Source organism: Streptomyces sp. NPDC037100 (assembly GCF_055606225.1).
Window position 1 is genome coordinate 381,210 of record NZ_JBVJSX010000005.1, and the last position, 18,954, is coordinate 400,163.

Sequence of the window (18,954 nt, forward strand, 5' to 3'; positions counted from 1 at the left end):
CGGGCAGGCGCCTTGGACAGTGGGCCGGGTCAGGCCGTCCTGGGCAGGGGACGGGTCAGGCCGCCTCGAAGGGCTGGATCGGGCAGGCGCCTTGGACAGTGGGCCGGGTCAGGCCGTCCTGGGCAGGGGACGGGTCAGGCCGCCTCGAAGGGCTGGATCGGGCAGGCGCCTTGGACAGTGGGCCGGGTCAGGCCGTCCTGGGCAGTGGACTGGGTCAGGCCGCCCCGAAGGCCGAGAACGCCCACCCCGTGGCCTGGTGCAGCGCGTCGCCCGGCAGGGCGGCCCGGGCGTCGCGCAGTGCCTCCGCCAGGGACAGACCGTCGTCGAGGCCCTTGTGCAGCGCGAGCATCAGCGGCACCACCGCCGCGTCGTTCACAGGCGCGCTGCACGCCACCACCCCTGCCGTGCCGAGCGGCAACAACGCCGTGACCAGGCCCAGCAGTTCGTCGGCTCCGACGGAGGCGAGGCGGGCGGTGTCGCAGCAGGACAGGATGATCCGGTAGGGGCTGCGGTCCAGCCGCTCGAAGTCGTGCACGACGATCGGCCCGTCGGCCATCCGCAGGGACGAGAACAGCGGACTGTCCGCGCGGAACGTGCCGTGCGCCGCGATGTGCGCCAGCGCAGCCCCGTCCAGCTCCTCCAGCACCCGCGGCACCCGCGCCTGGTCCTCCTCCAGGACCGTCGCGCAGCCGTACCGGCCGGCCAGCTCGGGCACCTCGGCACCACCCGTCGCCAGGCCGGGGCCGCGCACCAGCACATGGCAGCCGTCCGGCGGCGGCGCGGTCTCCCGGGCCCGCAGCCAACTGCCCGCCGACGGCGACACACTGAGCACCCGCTCCCGCAGCGACGGCAGCAGCGCCCACGGCACCCGGTGCAGCCGCCCCGGCGGCACGATCACCACCGGGCCGCCGCCCAGCTGCGCCACGGCCGGCCCCAGAAGCAGCTCCTCCAGCCGCCGGCCCGCCGCCTCCACCACCGGGAGCCGGGCCTGGGCACCGGGGTGGGCCATCCTCCGCAGCCCGGCCTGCACATGCTCGGCCTCGGTCTCCGCCTCGGCGAGCAGACCGGCCTCGAACCGGCGCACCCGCCCCCGTCCGCACAGCAGCACCTGCACCCGTCCGTCGAGCACGGCGAGCTCCACCAGCAGGGCCTGGTCACCCAGCTCCTCCAGCAGCCGGCCGACGTCGAACCGGTCCCCGCCACCGGGGGCCTCGCCCCGCATGTGCAGGGTCCGGGACCGGATCTCCCGTTCCAGGCGCCGCTGTTCGCGCTCCAGCGCCACCACCGGCCGGCCCTCCATCCGGGCTGCCTCCGCACGCGAGGCGATCTCGCGGAAGGCGGTCATGCCGCTGAGCAGCTCCGGGTCGGCGGGCGGCCTGGTCGGCGGGGTGGACAGCACGGTGGCCCGCCAGCGCTCGCTCCACACCAGCAGCCGCCGCGGCCCGCCGGAGACCAGACTGGCCCGCTGCGCCAACGCCGCCAGTTCCGCGCCCTGTTCGGTGGCCCGGGCTCGCAGCTCCGAGGCGCCCAGCGTCATCCGGTGATCGTCCAGCACGTCCAGACCGCGCCGACAGGCCTCCAGCACGCCCCGGGCCGACCCGGCGGCCTGCGCCCGCAGCGCCTGCGCCGCCCAGCCCGTCAGCCGGGCCAGCGGCGGACCGCTGCGCCGGCTGCGCGCGGCCACCGCCAAGTGCCGCTCCGCGTCGGCCGTCCAGCCCAGATCCAGCGCGATCCGGCCCGCGAGCAGCGACGCCTCCGGCGCGGCCGGGGCGCCGAAGGAGGCCAGCTTCCCGGCCACCGCGGCGGCGTCGGCGACCAGCCGTCCCGAGCCGCGCCCGGCCGCGTGCCGCGCCTCGATCAGCACCAGCCGGGCGTGCGCCTCCCACCAGGAACGCCGTTGCCCCGCGAACAGCCGTACCGCGAGGGCGGCGCGGGCGATCGCCGTGGGCTGGTCGCCCGCCGACCGGGCGGCCCGCGCGGCGGCCAGCAGCAGCTCCGCCTTGCGGGTGGACTGCCCGCCGATCCCGTCCAGCCTCCCGGTCGCCATGTCCGCCTCGGCCAGCGCCTCCGGTGCGAGACCGGCCGCCATCAGCACCTCGCAGCGCCGGATGTTCAGCATGAACGTCGGCGTGCCGAGCCGGGCGTAGCGCTCCTCCGCCTCGTCCAGCAGCCGCAGCGCCGCCGGTACGTCCCCCGACCGGAACGCGGCCAGGCCACGGCTCTCCACCGCGTCCGCTTTGTCGTGCTCCTGGCCGGTGGTCTCCCACAGTGCCTCGGCCGCGGTGAAGTCCGCCTCGGCCCGCTCCACCGACCCCAGCGCCAGGTGCACGGTAGCCCGCAGGGTCAGCGCCCGCGCCGTCCAGATCACGTCCTCCGCCTGTCGCAGCACCGGCACCGCCCGGCGCACGTCCTCCAGCGCCTCGCGATGGTGACCGAGCACCCACCACACGTACGCCCGCCGGTACAGCACCCGCGCCCTGGTGTGCCCGCCGCCGCGCGCCGCACCCCGCTCGAACGCCGCCAGGCCCTCCCGGGTGCGGCCCGCGTGCACCAGCGCCACGCCCAGCGTGGCCAGCACGTCCGCCTCCCGGTCGGCCGAGTCGGCACGCGCCGCGCACACCCGGGCCCGCCGCAGATGGTGCAGCGCGAGCCGCAGGTCGCCGAAGTCGCGCTGCCAGATGCCGATCACCTGGTGGGCCACGGAGGCGTCCAGCGGGGAGGCGTCGGCCGCCAGCAGGGCCCGGGCCCTCGCGAGAGCCTCGCCCGGGTCGGCGAACACCATCGGCAGCAGTTCCGTCACCGCGTCGCTTCCCGCTGTCACTCCTCGGATGGTAGTGGTCCCGCAGCGCCCCACACAGGTGTGGAGCTGTATCAAGCAGCGCCCCGCACAGGTGTGGAGCTGTATCAAGCAGCGCCCCGCACAGGTGTGGAGCTGTATCAAGCAGCGCCCCGCACAGGTGTGGAGCTGTATCAAGCAGCGGCCCTGCGGCTCTTGTCGACGACCGCTCAGCGGCACCGGCCGACGCCGTCGCACCAACGGGAGGACCCGCCATGGCACCTCAGCGATTCCACGAGCAGTTCGACCAGATCCAGCGCTCGATGCCGGACGTCCCCCTGGCGATGGGCCCGGACGACTCGGCGGAGTTCATGTACGAGAAGGGTGTGGTCCTCGTCCGCGACGGCGAGGAGGCCCGGATCGTCGAGGACACCGTACGGGCCCACTTCACGGCCGCACCCGACCTCGACCAGGAGCAGATCCGCCGCGCGGGCCCGCAGACCAACCGCAGCGGCATCACCCGTATCCGCGTCGGCGACCCCGGCGAGGGTGGCCGGGACGCCGACCGCACCGTCGCCCACGCCCTGGGCTCCGTCCGGGAGCAGGAGTCCCGGACCGGGCACCGGATGGTCGCCCGCAACCACGTCGTGCACATCGCGGTCAACGCCTGCCCCGGCGACGAACCCGTCCCCGCCCCGCTCAGCGAGCCGCCCAACCCGGCCGCCGCCGGCACGCCCCACGACCCGGGCACCGCCGTCGGTGTCCTCGTCATCGACACCGGCCTCGTGCACGACTACCGCTCCTGCGGTCTGCTCGCCCACACCGGCGGCGACGCCCAGGTCCAGGAGTGCGACGACCAGGGCATCCTCCAGCAGTACGTCGGACATGGCACGTTCATCGCCGGGCTCGTGGCGGCCGTGGCGCCCAACACCGACATCACCGTGCGCGGCAGCCTCAACGACGCGGGCGCCATCCTGGAGTCCGAGTTCGGCGAGAAGCTCTTCGAGGCCGTCGACGCGGGCGGCTGGCCCGACGTGCTCAGCCTCTCCGCCGGGACCTCCAACGGCCGCACCGACGGCCTGCTCGGCGTCGAGAACTTCATGCGGGAACTGCGCGAACAGCGCACCCTGCTGGTCGCCGCCGCCGGCAACAACGGCAGCGCCGCGCCCTTCTGGCCCGCCGCCTACGCCGATCTGCCCGGCTGGGAGGACTCCGTGCTGTCGGTCGGCGCCCTGCGCAGCGACGGCGAGTTCGGGGCCTGCTTCACCAACCACGGGCCCTGGGTGAAGGTCTACGCCCCCGGAGAGCGCCTCACCAGCGCCCTCACCGGCTTCGACGCGCCCGTCCCGTACGTGTACCAGCACTCCACGTACGACGCCTGCCGCTACGGCTTCTCCTACGGCTGCACCTGCCGGCACCCCCGCCACAGCGGCGTGCTGAGCGACGAGGGCAGCGCCGCCAAGCCGGACCAGGTGATGTTCGAGGGGTACGCGCAGTGGAGCGGAACCTCCTTCGCCACACCCGTGACCGCCGGCCTGGTGGCCGCCCACATGGCGGCGCACAAGGAGACCGACCCACGCGCGGCCCGGCAGCAACTCCTTGCCGCGAACGCGGAGTTCGCGGAGGTGCGGGGCGCACACGTCCCCGCCCTTCGTCCCCCCACCTGGCGTCCGGTCCCGGTCGTGCGCCTCGGCGCCGGGCTGTGACGGCCGAAGCCGCCCCCTCCACGGCGTACGATGACGTGCCGTACTCGAGGGGTGGGGCTGCCGTGGACCGTACTGATGCCGGCGCGCTCGTCCAGGCGGCCGCCGGCGGCGACGCGGCGGCCTGGAAGGCGCTCGTGGAGGGGCTGAGCCCCCTGGTGTGGTCCGTCGTCCGGGCCCACCGGCTCTCCGACGCCGACGCCCACGAGGTGTACCAGACGGCCTGGTTCCGCTTCGCCCAGCACCTCGGGAGTATCCGTGAGCCCGGCAAGGCGGGCGCGTGGCTGGCGAGCACCGCGCGCCACGAGTGCCTGAAGGTCATCCGCAGTGCGCAGCGACTGACCCTGACGGACGATCCTCGGCTGCTGGACCGGGCCAGCGAGGACGGCACGCCGGAACAGTCGCTGCTCGACTCCGAGGAGGCCGCCGCGCAGAGCGAACGCGTGCGGCGGCTGTGGCAGGAGTTCGAGGAACTGGGCGAGCGGTGCAGGCAGTTGCTGCGCGTGCTGATGGCCACGCCGCCGCCCAGCTACCAGGATGTGTCCGCCGCGCTCGGGATCGCGGTGGGCAGCATCGGGCCGCTGCGCCAGCGCTGTCTGCGGCGCCTGCGGGCCCGGCTCGAGGCACGGGGGGCGATGTGAGCGACCTGAACGGCGACGACCTCTTCGGCGAAGAGGACTTCGACGACCGGGAGTTCGACGACGAACTCCTGGAGGAGGAGCTGCGGCGGGCCGCCGCCGTCCTCGACCCGGTACCGGCGGAGCTCCAGCAGATCGCCCTCGACGCCTACGCGCTGCACGACCTGGAGGCGCGCGTGGCCGAGCTGACCTTCGACTCGCTCGTCGACGCCCTGCCGGTCCGGGGCGCCGCCGACGTGCCGCGGATGCTGACCTTCCGCGCGGGTGAGGTGACCGTCGACGTCGAGGTGACCGCGCAGGGGCTCATGGGGCAGGTGCTGCCCCCGCGGCCGGCCCGGATCGAGTTCCTCGGCGGCCCGCGCCCCGGCGCCCTGCTCATGGCCGACGACCTGGGCCGCTTCACCGGCGACGCACCGCTCTCCGGCCCGTTCGCGCTGAGGCTGCGGACCGGCGGGGACGTGGTGGTGACGGAGTGGCTGCGGGCCTAGACCCCGGGCCGGGGCGCCGGGTCACCAGGTGCACGGCAGCGTCCGCGGACCCCGGATCATCGTCCTGCGCCGCCACGCGACCTGGTCGGCGGGGACCGTGAGACGCAGGCCCGGGAGCCGGTCCAGCAGGGTGCCGAGCAGGAGTTCGGTCTGGAGGCGGGCCAGGACGGCGCCGGTGCAGTAGTGCGGTCCGTTGCCGAGGGCCAGGTGCGGGTTGGGGGCGCGGCCGGGGTCGATCCGGTCCGGCCCGGGGAAGACGTCCGGGTCACGGTTGGCGGCCAGGTGGTGGCGTCCGGCGTTCAGCGGGACACGGCGTCGACGAGACGGGCCAGGGCGCCGGCCAGCCGCTCCAGTCCCGCCCCGGCGGGACCGCCCGGCTCGGTCATGTAGGTGTCGCGGCGGATCTCCACCATGAGCGCGCCTACCTCGGGCCGTTTCCCGTAGAACTCCAGGGGGACGTAGGTCCCGCTGAACGGGCTGTCGAGCCCTGTCTCCCCGAACGCCTCCCGGGCGGCGTCCAGCAGGCCCGGCGAGGTGTGGAACGGGTCGGTGCCGAGGCACACGGCCGGCCGGGGGCCGTCCCCGTGCAGTTCGTACGGCAGCCTGCGGCTCGGGTAGGAGTGCACGTCGATGATCACGGCTCGCCCGGTGGCCGCCAGCCGGTCCGCCACGGCCTGTGTCATCGCCCGCGCGTACGGCCGGAAATACCGCTCGACCAGCGGCTCGGGATCGACCCCCTCGGGCCGCAGCACACCGCCGTGCGTGGTCCGCGTGTACACCGCGCCCATACCGACGGCCCGCATCTCCTCCCGTTCGTCCGGAAACCGCTCGGGGTCGACGACCAGCCGCGACAGCCGGTTGACGAACCGCCAGGGCGTCACCCCCGCGAGCCCGGCCGCACCCTCGGCGATCTCCGCCGTGTGCGCGTCGGTGATGTGGTCGAGCTCCCGCTCCAGCTCCTCGTCACCGAGCACGATGCCCGCGCGTACGTCATCGGGTATCTCCCGCGCGGAGTGCGGGACATGCAGGATCACGGGGGAGTCGCAGGCCCCGGCCAGCGGCTCGAAGGAGTTCCGGGCGTCGGTCATGGGGTGGCTCCGGGGGCGTTGTCGGTGAAGAGCAGAAATGGCCTCATAGGCGGACCTTTGATCCAGCGTGTCGATTACACAGGGTACCTAAAATGCGAGCGGCATGTGATGCGCGTCACATTTGGGTGGCCTGACTTTATGGTTGATCGCTTGCCGGTTACTTTACTGACCGGCGTTGCGAGACCGCGCAACGTGGCTAGCGAACCGGAATGGGTGTGGCTTACCAGCCGAACTGTTTCCGGGACGCGTACGGGGGAAGGGTTGGTCGCCTTGTGCGGCGAGACACATGCATGTCGATATTCATGTCGTCATGGCGAAGAGGGGCGTTCGCATCGATTACCTTCGGACGTTCTCCTTCGTTCGATCGTCAGCGATTTCCTGAGGGACTCTCATGATCAGCCCGGGGTGCTCGCGGCGCTGAACGGTCCCGGGATCGACTGGTCCGGAGCGGCCGGTGTGGCCGACCTCGTCGACGGCAGGCCTCTCGGTCCCGCGGCGGCGGTCAGGGTCGCCTCGGTCACCAAGACGTTCACGGCGGCGGCCGTCCTGCGCCTGGTCGAGTCGGGCAGGCTCGGCCTGGACGACCCGATCACACCCCTGACCTCCGTAGAACTCATCGAGGCCCTCGGTGAAGGGGGTTACCGGACCGGCAGGATGACGGTCCGCCAGCTGTTGCAGCACACCGCGGGTCTGTACGACTGGGGCACCGACCCCGACTACGACCGCGAGGCCTTCGCCCGGCCGGCGCACCGCTGGACCCGACTCGAACAGGTGCGATGGGCGGTGGCCCATGGCAGGCCCCTGGCCGATCCCGGTACCGAGTTCCACTACAGCGACACCGGCTACATCCTCCTCGGCGACATCCTGGAACGGTTGACCGGCACATCGCTCGCCGCCGCATACCGCACGCTGCTGGACTTCGAGCGGCTCGGCCTGGAGTCGGTGCACCTGGAGTCCCTGGAAACCGCACCGGAGGGCGCCGCGGACCGGGCGCACCAGTACAGCGCCGGCACCGACCTTCTCGCCGTGGATCCCTCGTGCGACCTGTGGGGCGGTGGCGGGCTGGTGTCCACCATGCGTGACCTCGCGCTGTTCGTCCGTGCCCTGTTCGCCGGCGAGGTGTTCGAGCATCGTGCGACTCTGGCCCGCATGCTGGAGCCCGTGCCGGCGCGGGGTGCCGAAGGCCGTGGGACGGGGATCTTCAGGCTGCCCCTGGGGCCGGGCGTCTGGTGGGGTCACCCCGGATTCTGGGGCGTGGTGATGGCGTACAGCCCGGAGCACGACCTGGCGGTGGCCACCACGGTCACCAGGCGCCCGGAAGAACATCCTGACGAGCGGTACGAAATCGGGCGCCGCCTGGTGCGAGCGGTCTGCGACCGGACCGTCTCCGCCGTGTAACCCGCCCCTGTTTCTGCCTTTCCCCCTGCTTCTTTTCATTGCTCCGCCGATGGTTTCACCCTGCCCTCGGCAGAGGACGTATGCAGCACTCAACTGACGAACTCAGCGACAGGTGGTGTTTCATGCCCCGCCATTCTCGTACCCTTCGCACGCCCGAATCGCTTTTGGCGCAGAACCTCATCACCGAGGACGAGCTACCCGGAATTCGTGACGTGGCCAAGAGATATTCGGTGAGCGTCACCACGGCAATGCAGGAACAGATGGACGGACCGGACGATCCGGTGGCGAAACAATTCGTCCCCAGTGCGGCCGAACTCATCACCCTGCCCGAGGAACGCGCCGACCCCATCGGCGACGCCCCCTTCACCCCCACCAAGGGGATCACGCATCGCTACCCGGACCGGCTGCTGCTCAAGCCGATGCACCTGTGCCCCGTCTACTGCCGGTTCTGCTTCCGCCGAGAAGTGGTGGGGCCGGGCGAAGGCATGCTGTCCGCCGACGAGATGGAAGCCGCGCTGGACTACATCCGGTCCCAGCCGAAGGTGTGGGAGGTCATCTTCACCGGAGGCGACCCGCTGATCATCTCGCCCACCAAGCTCGCGCCCATCATGGCCGCCCTGGACGAGATGGAGCACGTCAAGGCCATCCGGTTCCACACTCGGGTACCCGTGGTCGCCCCGGAGCGGGTGACCGACGCCCTCACCGAGGTGCTGGGCACCGAGACACCCGTATGGATCGTGGTCCACACCAACCACGCCCAGGAGTGGGGGGACGCCGCCCGCGCCGCGCTGCGCCGGCTCAGCTCGGCCGGCATCCCCCTGCTGAGCCAGACCGTTCTGCTCAAGGACGTCAACGACACCCCGGAGGCCCTGGAGGACTTGTTCCGGACGCTGGTCGCCAACCGGGTCAAGCCCTACTACCTGCACCACGGCGACCTGGCCCCGGGCACCAGCCACTTCCGGACGAGCATCGCGCAGGGCCAGGAGTTGATGGAACGGCTGCGCGGCCGGGTTTCCGGCACCTGCCAGCCCACCTATGTCCTCGACATTCCCGGAGGACACGGCAAGGTGCCGATCGGGCCGTCCTACCTGGAGGACCAGGGCGACGACACCTACCGGGTCCGCGACCCCTGGGACACCCACCACGCCTACCCGCCCGGCCCGGCCCCCGGTGCCGTCCCCGTGCACATCGGCCCGAAAGGTGCGGACCGTGACCACTGACCCCACTCCCGGCACGCACAGGGCCGGCAGGATCGACTTCGCCGACACCGGCGGTGTCACCTCCGCCCTGAACTGGACGGCATGGGGCCTCACCCCGGAGCGGGCCTGGCGGGCCCTGTGCCGCACCTACGCCTCGGAGGCGGCCGGACACCAGCACGACTACGTGAAGCTCCTGGTCAACGGCGAGTTCGTCCGGGACCACGAGTCCTGGCCGACCCGCGAGACCGACACCGAGGGGTTCTCGGCCTGGCTGGAGCGGCAACAGTCCATCTCGGCCCGGGACGACGTCTTCGTGTTCGCCCGCACCGTCCAGGAGCACGACCGCGACCTGTTCCGGACCCTGGTCGAGCTCGTGGCGCCACACCTCCACGCCCTGGGCCTGGCACCGGGCCACGTCGAGGCCGAGGTGTTCTACGGCGCGTACCGCAACACGCCGGGCGGCATCCACCGCGAGGGCTGCACGAACCTGCACCTGGTGCTCGGCGGCAGGAAGAGCATGCACTTCTGGCGCGGCACCGACTGGATCCCGGCGGGCACGGCGCTGCGCGAGGACATCGAGCCGGAGGCCGGACACCCCGAGGAGTACCTGCCGGAACTCGGCCTCGCCGAAGCCCTTCCGCACGGACACTCCCTCACCGCGACCGGCGGCGGCGGGTACTTCTGGCGCAGCGGCATCTGGCACGTCGGCGAGACCCATGAACCGTCCATCGCCCTCAACATCGCGTCCTACACCAAGACGCTGGACGTGGAGGCGAAGCTGCTCACCCCCTGGGCGGAACGCGTGCACGGCGACGTGCCCCCGGAGTGGCTCCGGCAGTACCGCGAGCACACGTCGTTCACCGGCGACGACGCGGCCCTGCTGGCCCGGCTGACGGCGCTCGGCATGCGCCCGGCACCGGCGGGCCCCGGCGGCGGCTCGCCGTCGAAGGTGCGCATGGTCTCGACCGCGCCCGTCGTGTGGTCCGCCCGGCCCACGGGCGGACTGACCGTGGCCACCCTGGGGCACTCCGCCGTGTTCGCGGACACCCCCTCCCTGCGGACCTGGCTCGACCGGGCCCTCGCCTCGCCCGGCGCGGTCGGCGCCGTACCCGAAGACTGCCGCGGGCTCGCTCGTTGGCTGTGTGCACAGCAGATCCTCGAACCACTGGAGACGACATGACAGAGCCGGCAGAGACCTGGGAGCTTTCGGACACCGAGGTGTTCACCAAATACGGTGACGTGTTCGTCCCGCGGCGCCGCGAGCAGATCGCCACCGTGTGCGACCTCCTCGCCCGGATCCCCGACCCCCATGTGCTCGACCTCTGCTGCGGCGAGGGACGGCTCTCGGAGGAGTACCTGCTGCGCACCCCCGAGGGGCGCGTCACCCTGCTCGACGGCTCGCAGGAGATGCTCGACCTGGCCGCAGGGCGAGTGGCGCCCCTCGGTGACCGGCACACCCTGCTGCGGGCGGACATCGAGGACCGCGACTGGCGCACGGGCACCACGTACGGCGCGGTCGTCACCTCGCTGGCCGTGCACCACCTCGACGGCGCGGGCAAGCGCGCGCTGTACGGCGACATCCACGCGATGCTCGCCCCGGGCGGGGTCTTCGTGATGGCCGACCTCGTCGAACCGGCCGGCGCCACCGCCCGCACCCTGGCCGGCGACCACTGGGAGCAGGCCGTGCGGGAGGGCTCGCAGGAGCGCTTCGGAGGGGACGAGGCCGCGGTCGCCTTCGAGAAGTCCGAGTGGAACTACTACCGGCTGACCGGCCCGGACCCCTTCGACAAGCCCTCCTCGGTCGCCGAGCACCTGGACTGGCTGCGCGCGGCGGGATTCGCCGAGGTCGACGTGGTGTGGATGTACGCGGGGCACGCCGTGTTCACCGCCCGGCGGGGAGGAAACTGACATGGCCGAGCGGCAGAGCCGGACGATCCTCGCCAACATCGTCAGCGACATCATGGCCGAGAACCCCACGGACGCCTACCGGCGGGCCATGGCGGCGGTTACACCCCGGAAGCTGTGGCAGGCCGAGCCGGGCGACTGCGTCGTCATGCTCGCCCCCTGCACGCCGGCCTTCCGGGAGTACGTCGAGAGCGTCACCGGACTCGACACCTCGCGGGTCGACATCGTCGCCCCCGACGAAGTCCGCGGCGTCCACGCCCTGGACGTCGTCCGTGACCTCGGGGCCGAGCACCTCCTCACCGCGCGGACGGAGCTGAAGCCCTTCGTCCTGGACGGTCCCGTCCTCGAGTTCGCGCGGCGCACCGGCGTCCGCGTGCTGCCGTACTCACGGCTTCCCGAGGACGGCACGGTCGACGCCCTGCGCCTGATCAACACCAAGCGCGGGTTCCGTGAGATCGCGGCCGGGCTCGGACTGCCCGTGGCCGACGGAGGCTATGCCGAGACGGCCGACGAACTCGCCCTGAACCTGAAGGAGTTCTTGAGCTCCCGGGCCGCCGCGATCATCAAGACGAACCGGTCGTCCAACGGCTTCGGCAACACCGTGATCCGATCCGACGGGCCGAAGACGCTTCAGGAACAGCTCACCGAGGCGCTGGCCGGGCAGACGGAGCGGGACTGCGGCTGGGTGTACGAGGAGTTCCTGCCGTTCGAGGCGACCCCCAGTATGGAGATGTCCGTCGACGACTCGGGCACGTCGTATTTCTACAGCTGCGACCAGCGGACCGTGAACAACGCCTGGACGGGCATGGTGACCCCCGCCGAGGAGGGGCCGTACCACCCCCGGCTCCTCGAGGCCGCGCGGGCCATCGGCGGCTGGCTGCACGACCACGGCTACCGCGGGATCTTCGACGTGGACTGCGGTGTGCACGCGGGTGGTTACGTCGTCACCGAGGCCAACGTCCGGCGCACGGGCGGCACCTACCTCGAGGAGCTGGCCCGGCGGATGCGGCCCGGGGACTCCCCCGTGCACTGGCGTGCGGACGTCCGGCCGGGCACGAGCACGCTGGACTTCGCGGGTGCGGTCGCCGGACTGGCCGCCGCCGGGCTCGCCGACCCGTCCGCCGGCGCGCGCGCCCTGCTCACCGCCGACACCCGGGAGGTGGACGGCAAGTGGCGCTACCTGGTGGTCGGCCGCGACGCCAGGTCCGTCGCCGAGGCCGAGCAGCAGGTGGAGCAGATCCTGGGGATCGGCTGATGCTCCACCCCGATCTGCACCCCGGGCTGAGTCCGGTCGGCGGCAGCGGCGTCTTCGCCCTGCGGGACATCCCGATGGGAACCGCCCTGTGGGGCCCCTGCCCGGACTGCGAGGTCCGCACGGCCGGGGAGCAGGGCGGGCTGCCGCCGGAGGTGATCGCCTGGCTCGACGAGTTCGGCTACCGCCTCGACGACCGGGGGCTGATCCTCCCCTGCGGCGGCGCCCACCTGCTCAACCACTCGTGCGAGGCCGTCGCCCTCGACCACGGGCTGGCCGCCGGCATCGCGGTGCGTGACATCCGGGCCGGCGAGGAGGTCACCTGCGACTACCGCACCTTCACCGCGGACGAGCCCTGGGAGTTCACCTGCCGCTGCGGGACACCCTCCTGCGCCGGCACCGTGCGAACGGCGGCCGACGGGGCCGGCGAAGCCCTGACACGCACCTGGCGGCAACGCATGGAGCCGGCCCTGGCGGCGGCCCGGACGCTGCCCCAGCGGATCCCGCCGCGTCCCGGGAGCGTCCTGGCGTCACCGCACGCGCCGGCCCGGTGAACCCGTCCGCCCGGCGACCGAGCCGGAGTAAGTCCTCCTGAACAGAAGGGCACGATGAGTTCCGCATCATGGCTGATCACCGCCACCCCGCCCACCCCCAACGGTGACCTGCACCTCGGCCACCTGTCCGGTCCGTACCTCGCGGCCGATGTCATGGCCCGGCGCCTGCGCGCGGAAGGCGCCGACGTCCTGACGCTGACCGGGATCGACGACAACCAGAGCTACACCGAGGCCTTCGCCGTGCGCGAGGGCGTCACGGCCGCCACCACCGCGAGCTGGTTCGGCGACCGCATCGTCCGGGCCTGGGAACGCGCCGGTCTGCGCTACGACGTCATCGGCAGGCCGGACCGCGACGCGCCGCACCGCGAGCTCACCGCCCGGATGTTCCGGCAGCTCTACGAGCAGGGCGACATCGTGGCCCGGACCCGCCCGCTGCCGTACTGCGGCCCGTGCGAGCGCTGGGCGTTCGAGGCGTACGTCGCCGGTACCTGCCCCCACTGCGGCACGAGGTCCTGCGGCAACGCCTGCGAGGTCTGCGGCCGGCCCAACGACTGCGCCGACCTGGGCGACCCGGTCTGCACCGTCTGCGGCACACCCTGCGAAACGCGGGACTGCGAACGGCTCTACCTGCCCCTGGAGCGCCACACGGAGACGCTGCGCGGGTTCTGGGCCGAGAACCGCATGAACGGTCACCTGACCGACCTGTGCCACACCATGGCCGCCGAGGGGCTGCCCGAGATCGCGGTGTCCCATCCGGCGAGCTGGGGCCTGCCGGTGCCGGTCCAGGGCTTCGAGGACCAGCGGGTGTACGTCTGGTTCGAGATGGCCGCCGGCTACCTCGCGGCCGGAGCGGCCGGAGCGGCCGGAGCGGCCGGAGCGGCCGGAGCGGACAGCGGACCGAGAGGCCCCTGGGGCGGCGGCCGCCGGGTGGTGCAGTGCTTCGGGTACGACAACGGCTACTTCCACGCGGTGCTCTTCCCCGCGGTCATGCGCGCCTTCGATCCCGGGGTACCGCTGCCCACGGACTTCGTCTCCAACGAGTTCTACCGGCTCGACGGCCTGAAGTTCTCCACCAGCCGCAAGCACGCCGTCTGGCTGCTCGACGTGCTGGACGACGTGCCCGCCGACCACCTGCGGATCCAGCTCAACTGGGAGCGCCCCGCAGTCGAGCAGACCGACTTCACCTGGGACGGCTTCGACACCCGGGTCAACAGGGGGGCACTGACCCGCTGGCATCGCTGGCTCGTGGACCTGGCCCGGCGCTGCGAGGCGGCGGACGCCACCCCGACGGCCCCCGGCTCCTCGCCACCGGCCGGCCCGGCCGCCACCGTGGCCCGGCTGCGGCGTGGTACCGACGAGACGCTGCGGGCCGTCGCCGAGGCGTACCGGCCCGAGTCGTTCGCCCCGGACCAGGTGCTCGACCGGCTCGACCTGCTGGTGCGCCAGGCCGCGGCCACCGGGACCGACCTGGAGCGGCTGGCGGGCAGGCCCGGTGGCCTGCACGAGGCCCTCGTCGAGTGCGTGCGGGCCGAACTGGCCGCCGCGGCGGCCTTCGCCGCCGGGCTGTACCCGGTGGCGCCCGCCATGGCCCAGCAGTTGTGGACCGCCCTGGGGTGCCCGGGTTCGGTCGAGGAGAACGGCCTGCGGTGGGCGGCCCTCGCCCCGTCCGACGTCAAGGTCGGCGAACTGGCGGGGGAGTGCCCGCTCTTCCTGCCCGGCAGCCGGCGGGTGTGAACCACAAGCGGCGAAAGAGGGAGATCGTGGAACGGTTCGAGTTCATCGGGGTCGGAGCCGGACCCTCCAATCTGAGCCTTGCGGCACTCGCAGAGCCGGTCACCGACCTCAGCGCGGCCTTCCTGGAGGTCAAGCCACGCTTCCAGTGGCACCCCGGGATCATGCTGCCCGGGGCGGAGTTGCAGGTCTCCTTCATGAAGGACCTCGTGACTCTGGTGGATCCGACAAGCCGGTACTCCTTCCTCAACTTCCTGGTCGACAAAGGCAGGGTGTACCGCTCGCTGATGGCCAACGGCACGGCGGTCTCGCGCCTGGAGTTCGAGCAGTACTACCAGTGGGCCGCCGAGCAGCTGTCGTCGATCCGCTTCGAGCGCCGCGTGAAGTCCGTGGTGCTCGGTGACGGCGGCCTGGAGGTGAGTTGCGAGGGCGGCGAGCGGCTCCTGGCCCGGTCCCTGGTCCTGGGCACGGGCAAGGAACCCGTCCTGCCGGACTTCGCGGCCTCCCTGCGCGGACCGGAGGTCCTGCACGGCAGCGAACTGCTGACGGTCCGCCCACAGGTGGCGGGGCGGCGGGTGATGGTGGTGGGCGCGGGACAGAGCGGCGCCGAGATCGTCAACCACCTGCTGTCCGACGACCGGCGGCTGCCGTCCGAGCTGACCTGGGTCTCGAGCCGGGAGGGCTTCCTGCCGATCGACGACTCGCCGTTCACCAACGAGTGGTTCGCACCCCCCTACGTGGACCACTTCCAGGGCCTGTCCGAGGACCGGCGCCGCACGCTGCTGGGCCGGCAGCGCCTGGCCAGCGACGGTGTCTCCGAGTCCCTGCTGCGCAGCGTCTACCGGAAGCTCTATCTGCTCGACATGACGGGTGACGGCCGTCTCCGGCACCACCTGGTGCCCTGCCGCCGGGTGGTGGACGTACGCCGGCGATCCGGAGCGCTGGACGTCACCTTGCGGGACGAGGACCGGGACACCACCCAGTCCTGCGCGGTGGACGTCGTCGTGTTCTGCACCGGCTACCGCAGCGGCTTCCCCGACTTCATGGAACCACTGCGTGACCGCCTCACGGACTCCGACGGCGAGCTGCGGGTGCGCCCGGACTACTCGCTGGAGTGGGACGGTCCGGCCGACCTGCGCATCTACGTGCAGAACTTCGCCGAGCACACCCACGGCATCGCCGACCCCAACCTCAGTCTCACCGCCTGGCGCAGCGCACGGGTCCTCAACTCCATCGCGGGGCGCGAGATCTACCGGATCGACCGTGCCCTGACCACCGTCGACTGGGCCTGGGAGCCCAGGACCCTCACGCACGACCCCGCCCCCACGGCCCCTACGACGACTCTCGCGGAGCACAGATGAGCGCAGTGATGAAGGTGTCCTACGGCGAGTCGTCACCGGCTCCCTCCGGCACGGTGATGGAGGAGGTGCCCTGCGGGCCCGGCACGGTCCCGGCCGGCTGGCCGTTCCGCACGGCACGCTTCACCGTCCCCGCCGGCGCGACCGGCGAGCCCGACAGGCACGAGGTGGCCGAACTGTGGATGGTGCGCTCCGGTGAGGGCGTCGTCCGGTGCGGCGACGACACGGTCGAACTCCGGCCCGGGGACTGCGTGTTCTTCCCCCCGTGGACCGGTCACCAGGCGACCGCCGGCCCGGACGGGCCGCTGGAGGTGTTCAGCGTCTGGTGGCGGCAGGGGGAGGACCGGTGAGCGCGGACCTCGCCGTCGTCGGGGGCGGCATCATCGGATCGTTCGTCGCGCACCGGGCGGCCAGGCTGCGTCCGGACTGGCGCACCGTCGTGCTGGAGCGGGACGTCCCGGCGCGGGGCGCCACCGCCTGGTCGGCCGGCGCGGACTTCCCGCTGGCCGCCACCCCGCAGCACCACGCGCTGGTGACCGAGAGCCGTCGCCTGTACGACGAGCTCCGCGACACCCCGGCCGGGCTGTTCGTGCGCCCGGTCCGGATGGTGTACGTGGTCGCGGGCGACCGGCTCCAGGACTTCCGCAGGCGTTCGGTCGCCGACCTCGTACCGGCGGACCAGGACGACCTGGACCGGATGCACCGCATGCTGCCCGGTCTGCGGTGGGGGGCCGGTGACCACGCGGTGACCCACCGGGGCCACGGAACGGCGGTGGTGGCACGCGGACTGACCGAGGCCCTGCTGGCGGACTGTGTCCGCGACGGACACACCGCCGTGCAGATCGGGCAGCGGGTGGAGCGGGTCGAGCGGGCGGCGGACGGCTACCGGCTGACCGCGGGCGGGCACGAGTGGGAGGCCCGCCACGTGGTCGTGGCGGTCGGCCCGTGGGACCTGCCGCAGCCGCTTCCGCCCGGCCTGCGGGCGGCGGTGCCCGAGGCGCGGCGCAAGCGGGTGGCCGCGCTGCACGCGCAGCTCCCGGTCCGGATCGACGACCCGCTGGTCTACTTCGTCGACGACGACCTGTTCGTCCTGCCGCTCGGCGAGGGGCAGGCCCTGGTCAGCTTCCGGCGGGACTCCTGGGACGGTGACCCGGAAACGCTGGACGGCCGGGCCGATGCCGCCGACCTGCACGAGGGCACCGCGGCGCTGGCCGCGCGCAGCAGCCGCGCGGCGGACGCCGTCGTCGGCGGCCGGGCCTTCCACGACCTGTACACGCCCGGCCGGCTGCCGCTGGTGCACACCGCCCCCGGCATGCCGGGGCTCGCGGCCGTCGTGGGCGGATCCGGCTCGGGAGTGCGGCTGGCGCCGGCGCTGGCGGCCAGGGCGCTGGACAGCGTCCTGGGACCGCTTCGCTGACCGGGCCCGGCCCGGCGGCACACGACAGAAAACGGGAGGACAGACGGCGATGACGACCGTGACCGAAGGAAGGCCGTTGCTCGGACGGCCCGTCGAAGCGATCGAGTGGAACGATTCCCCGATCTATCGGCTCGAACAGCACTACAACATCGTCGACTACTCCAGCTACCGGGGCGAGACCGTCCACATGGTGTCCTCCGGGGTCAACTTCCTCAGACCACCGTCGGTGATCCTTCGGAGCATCGCCGAGGACGCCAGGGACTGGAAGTACATCAACTGCTACTGCGGGCCGCTCGGGGAGTCGGTGCTGCGGGGCGCCGCCCTGGTGTACGAGGAGAGCGTCAAGGGCTCACCGCTGCCGGACGTGGAGTGCGCCCTGACCGTGGGAGCCGCGGAAGGGATCCGGCTGGCCTTCGAGTACCTCCGCGACAGCGGCGTCACGGGAGACGTCCTGGTGGCGGGCCCGCAGTACTCCATCGTCCATCAGACGGTGCTGTCGGCGCGGCTGCGGGTGCGCGAGGTGTGGGCGCGCGAGGAGGGCCGCTTCCTGCCCACTCCCGCCGAGATCGCCGAGGCGCTCGACCGGACGGAGGCGAAGGTCCTCTTCCTCACCGAGCCGAACAACCCCTCGGGTGAGCAGCACACCCAGGAGGAGTTCGAGGAGATCGTCCACATCCTCAGCCGGCGGGGCACCCACCTCGTCCTGGACAAGATCAGCTCGGACTTCGCGGCGCACCCCGGGCTGAGCGCTCTCAACTACGGCGCGGCCCTGGACCTGTACGACTACTGGGACCGCACCATCTGTGTCGACAGCCTGGCCAAGCGACGGGCGGTGAGCGGACTGCGCTTCGGCTACGTGCTCGGCCCGCAGCGGTTCGTGGACCACATCGAGAACCAGCGCTTCGGCGGCTGCCCACCCCTGGTCGCGGTCTCCGGGATCGCGCGGGACCTGGCGTACTCGGGTCTCCTGCACCGTCTGCGCCGCGGCGGAGAGGTCTCCTCGACGCTGTGGAAACGGCTGGAGCACCTCAACGACGCGTCGCTCGCCGTCCTGTCGGGCGAGGACCGGGAAGGGCTCGACGAGTACGCCCAGGAGATCGACGCCATGTACGGCCTGATCTTCGCCAACGCACGCCTCAGCGACGAGGCCCTGGCCGAATGGCGTACCGCGCGCACCCCGATGCACGGCGGCTTCAACCACCTGGTGCGTCTGCCCAGCCCCGACACGGACGACCTGGCGTTCGGCACGCGGTTGTTCGACGAGGCCCGGGTGGCCTGCTACCCGCTTCAGGGCTTCGCGGCGGATGCCCGGCTGGCCGCCACGCGCACCCCGGACCGGTCGGTCTGGCTGCGGATGTCCTGTGCGACCGAGCGGCCCGAGTTCGAACGGACCATCGAGCAGATGCGTTTCTTCCTGAATCAGTACAGTGCGAGGAGTTGACCCCAC

Annotated in this window: 16 protein-coding genes and 1 pseudogene; 14 read left to right on the forward strand and 3 right to left on the reverse strand. The window is 72.5% G+C overall.

Features of this window, described 5'->3' with window-relative positions:
* Positions 1 to 214: 214 nt before the first annotated feature.
* Positions 215 to 2,782, reverse strand: coding sequence for a CHAT domain-containing protein (locus ACZ7EG_RS19205; RefSeq protein ID WP_471080400.1), 2,568 nt, complete (start codon positions 2,780 to 2,782; stop codon positions 215 to 217).
* A 269-nt stretch (positions 2,783 to 3,051) separates the two neighbouring features.
* On the opposite strand from ACZ7EG_RS19205, the gene ACZ7EG_RS19210 reads away from it, so the two are divergent.
* The 3 genes from ACZ7EG_RS19210 to ACZ7EG_RS19220 all read left to right on the forward strand — a co-directional run bounded on the left by ACZ7EG_RS19210 (position 3,052) and on the right by ACZ7EG_RS19220 (position 5,605).
* The gene (locus tag ACZ7EG_RS19210; protein ID WP_471079773.1) at positions 3,052 to 4,482 is read left to right on the forward strand and encodes a S8/S53 family peptidase; all 1,431 of its coding nucleotides are present in this window, start codon (positions 3,052 to 3,054) and stop codon (positions 4,480 to 4,482) included.
* A 62-nt stretch (positions 4,483 to 4,544) separates the two neighbouring features.
* On the forward strand, positions 4,545 to 5,120 hold the full coding sequence (locus ACZ7EG_RS19215; protein ID WP_471079775.1) for an RNA polymerase sigma factor: 576 nt from the start codon (positions 4,545 to 4,547) through the stop codon (positions 5,118 to 5,120).
* Complete coding sequence (locus ACZ7EG_RS19220; protein ID WP_471079778.1) at positions 5,117 to 5,605, forward strand: hypothetical protein; 489 nt, start codon at positions 5,117 to 5,119, stop codon at positions 5,603 to 5,605. The genes ACZ7EG_RS19215 and ACZ7EG_RS19220 overlap by 4 nt, the downstream gene beginning before the upstream one ends.
* Positions 5,606 to 5,626: 21 nt before the next feature.
* On the opposite strand, the pseudogene ACZ7EG_RS19225 reads toward ACZ7EG_RS19220, so the two are convergent.
* Both ACZ7EG_RS19225 and ACZ7EG_RS19230 read right to left on the reverse strand, forming a co-directional pair.
* A pseudogene (locus ACZ7EG_RS19225) lies at positions 5,627 to 5,890 on the reverse strand (cytochrome P450); the annotation flags it as partial.
* 14 nt (positions 5,891 to 5,904) lie between these two features.
* Positions 5,905 to 6,693 carry an N-formylglutamate amidohydrolase gene (locus ACZ7EG_RS19230; RefSeq protein WP_471079781.1) on the reverse strand — a complete coding sequence of 263 codons (789 nt, stop codon included), beginning with the start codon at positions 6,691 to 6,693 and terminating at the stop codon, positions 5,905 to 5,907.
* A 138-nt stretch (positions 6,694 to 6,831) separates the two neighbouring features.
* Between ACZ7EG_RS19230 and ACZ7EG_RS19235 the strand changes: the two genes are divergently transcribed.
* The 11 genes from ACZ7EG_RS19235 (at position 6,832) to ACZ7EG_RS19285 (ending at position 18,948) form a co-directional block, all read left to right on the forward strand.
* On the forward strand, positions 6,832 to 8,091 hold the full coding sequence (locus tag ACZ7EG_RS19235; protein ID WP_471079783.1) for a serine hydrolase domain-containing protein: 1,260 nt from the start codon (positions 6,832 to 6,834) through the stop codon (positions 8,089 to 8,091).
* 122 nt (positions 8,092 to 8,213) lie between these two features.
* Positions 8,214 to 9,311, forward strand: a complete 1,098-nt coding sequence (locus ACZ7EG_RS19240) for a lysine-2,3-aminomutase-like protein (RefSeq protein WP_471079786.1) — start codon at positions 8,214 to 8,216, stop codon at positions 9,309 to 9,311.
* A complete protein-coding gene (locus tag ACZ7EG_RS19245; RefSeq protein ID WP_471079789.1) occupies positions 9,301 to 10,470 on the forward strand; it encodes a hypothetical protein in 1,170 nt (389 codons plus the stop codon). Before ACZ7EG_RS19240 ends, ACZ7EG_RS19245 begins: the two co-directional genes overlap by 11 nt.
* Complete coding sequence (locus tag ACZ7EG_RS19250; protein ID WP_471079792.1) at positions 10,467 to 11,198, forward strand: class I SAM-dependent methyltransferase; 732 nt, start codon at positions 10,467 to 10,469, stop codon at positions 11,196 to 11,198. The genes ACZ7EG_RS19245 and ACZ7EG_RS19250 overlap by 4 nt, the downstream gene beginning before the upstream one ends.
* Before the next feature lies 1 nt (position 11,199).
* Positions 11,200 to 12,450: a preATP grasp domain-containing protein gene (locus tag ACZ7EG_RS19255; protein WP_402356724.1), complete on the forward strand. Its 1,251-nt coding sequence runs from the start codon at positions 11,200 to 11,202 to the stop codon at positions 12,448 to 12,450.
* The gene (locus ACZ7EG_RS19260; RefSeq protein ID WP_402356721.1) at positions 12,450 to 13,001 is read left to right on the forward strand and encodes an SET domain-containing protein; all 552 of its coding nucleotides are present in this window, start codon (positions 12,450 to 12,452) and stop codon (positions 12,999 to 13,001) included. Before ACZ7EG_RS19255 ends, ACZ7EG_RS19260 begins: the two co-directional genes overlap by 1 nt.
* Before the next feature lie 54 nt (positions 13,002 to 13,055).
* Positions 13,056 to 14,735, forward strand: a complete 1,680-nt coding sequence (locus tag ACZ7EG_RS19265; protein ID WP_471079797.1) for a class I tRNA ligase family protein — start codon at positions 13,056 to 13,058, stop codon at positions 14,733 to 14,735.
* Between the two features lie 26 nt (positions 14,736 to 14,761).
* Positions 14,762 to 16,093, forward strand: a complete 1,332-nt coding sequence (locus tag ACZ7EG_RS19270; RefSeq protein ID WP_471079800.1) for a lysine N(6)-hydroxylase/L-ornithine N(5)-oxygenase family protein — start codon at positions 14,762 to 14,764, stop codon at positions 16,091 to 16,093.
* Entirely contained in the window at positions 16,090 to 16,440 is a 351-nt protein-coding gene (locus ACZ7EG_RS19275; protein WP_402356713.1) for a cupin domain-containing protein, read from the forward strand. The genes ACZ7EG_RS19270 and ACZ7EG_RS19275 overlap by 4 nt, the downstream gene beginning before the upstream one ends.
* Entirely contained in the window at positions 16,437 to 17,507 is a 1,071-nt protein-coding gene (locus tag ACZ7EG_RS19280) for an NAD(P)/FAD-dependent oxidoreductase (protein WP_402356710.1), read from the forward strand. The genes ACZ7EG_RS19275 and ACZ7EG_RS19280 overlap by 4 nt, the downstream gene beginning before the upstream one ends.
* A 49-nt stretch (positions 17,508 to 17,556) precedes the next feature.
* Complete coding sequence (locus ACZ7EG_RS19285; RefSeq protein WP_471079804.1) at positions 17,557 to 18,948, forward strand: pyridoxal phosphate-dependent aminotransferase; 1,392 nt, start codon at positions 17,557 to 17,559, stop codon at positions 18,946 to 18,948.
* The last annotated feature ends 6 nt before the right edge of the window (positions 18,949 to 18,954 follow it).

Bases quoted from the DNA above. Each gene is read 5' to 3' on its own strand.
- ACZ7EG_RS19205 (WP_471080400.1), bottom strand. From the start codon at position 2,782: ATGGTGTTCGCCGACCCGGGCGAGGCTCTCGCGAGGGCCCGGGCCCTG.
- ACZ7EG_RS19285 (WP_471079804.1), top strand. From the start codon at position 17,557: ATGACGACCGTGACCGAAGGAAGGCCGTTGCTCGGACGGCCCGTCGAA.
- ACZ7EG_RS19210 (WP_471079773.1), top strand. From the start codon at position 3,052: ATGGCACCTCAGCGATTCCACGAGCAGTTCGACCAGATCCAGCGCTCG.
- ACZ7EG_RS19235 (WP_471079783.1), top strand. From the start codon at position 6,832: ATGGTTGATCGCTTGCCGGTTACTTTACTGACCGGCGTTGCGAGACCG.
- ACZ7EG_RS19255 (WP_402356724.1), top strand. From the start codon at position 11,200: ATGGCCGAGCGGCAGAGCCGGACGATCCTCGCCAACATCGTCAGCGAC.
- ACZ7EG_RS19260 (WP_402356721.1), top strand. From the start codon at position 12,450: ATGCTCCACCCCGATCTGCACCCCGGGCTGAGTCCGGTCGGCGGCAGC.
- ACZ7EG_RS19240 (WP_471079786.1), top strand. From the start codon at position 8,214: ATGCCCCGCCATTCTCGTACCCTTCGCACGCCCGAATCGCTTTTGGCG.
- ACZ7EG_RS19250 (WP_471079792.1), top strand. From the start codon at position 10,467: ATGACAGAGCCGGCAGAGACCTGGGAGCTTTCGGACACCGAGGTGTTC.
- ACZ7EG_RS19275 (WP_402356713.1), top strand. From the start codon at position 16,090: ATGAGCGCAGTGATGAAGGTGTCCTACGGCGAGTCGTCACCGGCTCCC.
- ACZ7EG_RS19265 (WP_471079797.1), top strand. From the start codon at position 13,056: ATGAGTTCCGCATCATGGCTGATCACCGCCACCCCGCCCACCCCCAAC.
- ACZ7EG_RS19230 (WP_471079781.1), bottom strand. From the start codon at position 6,693: ATGACCGACGCCCGGAACTCCTTCGAGCCGCTGGCCGGGGCCTGCGAC.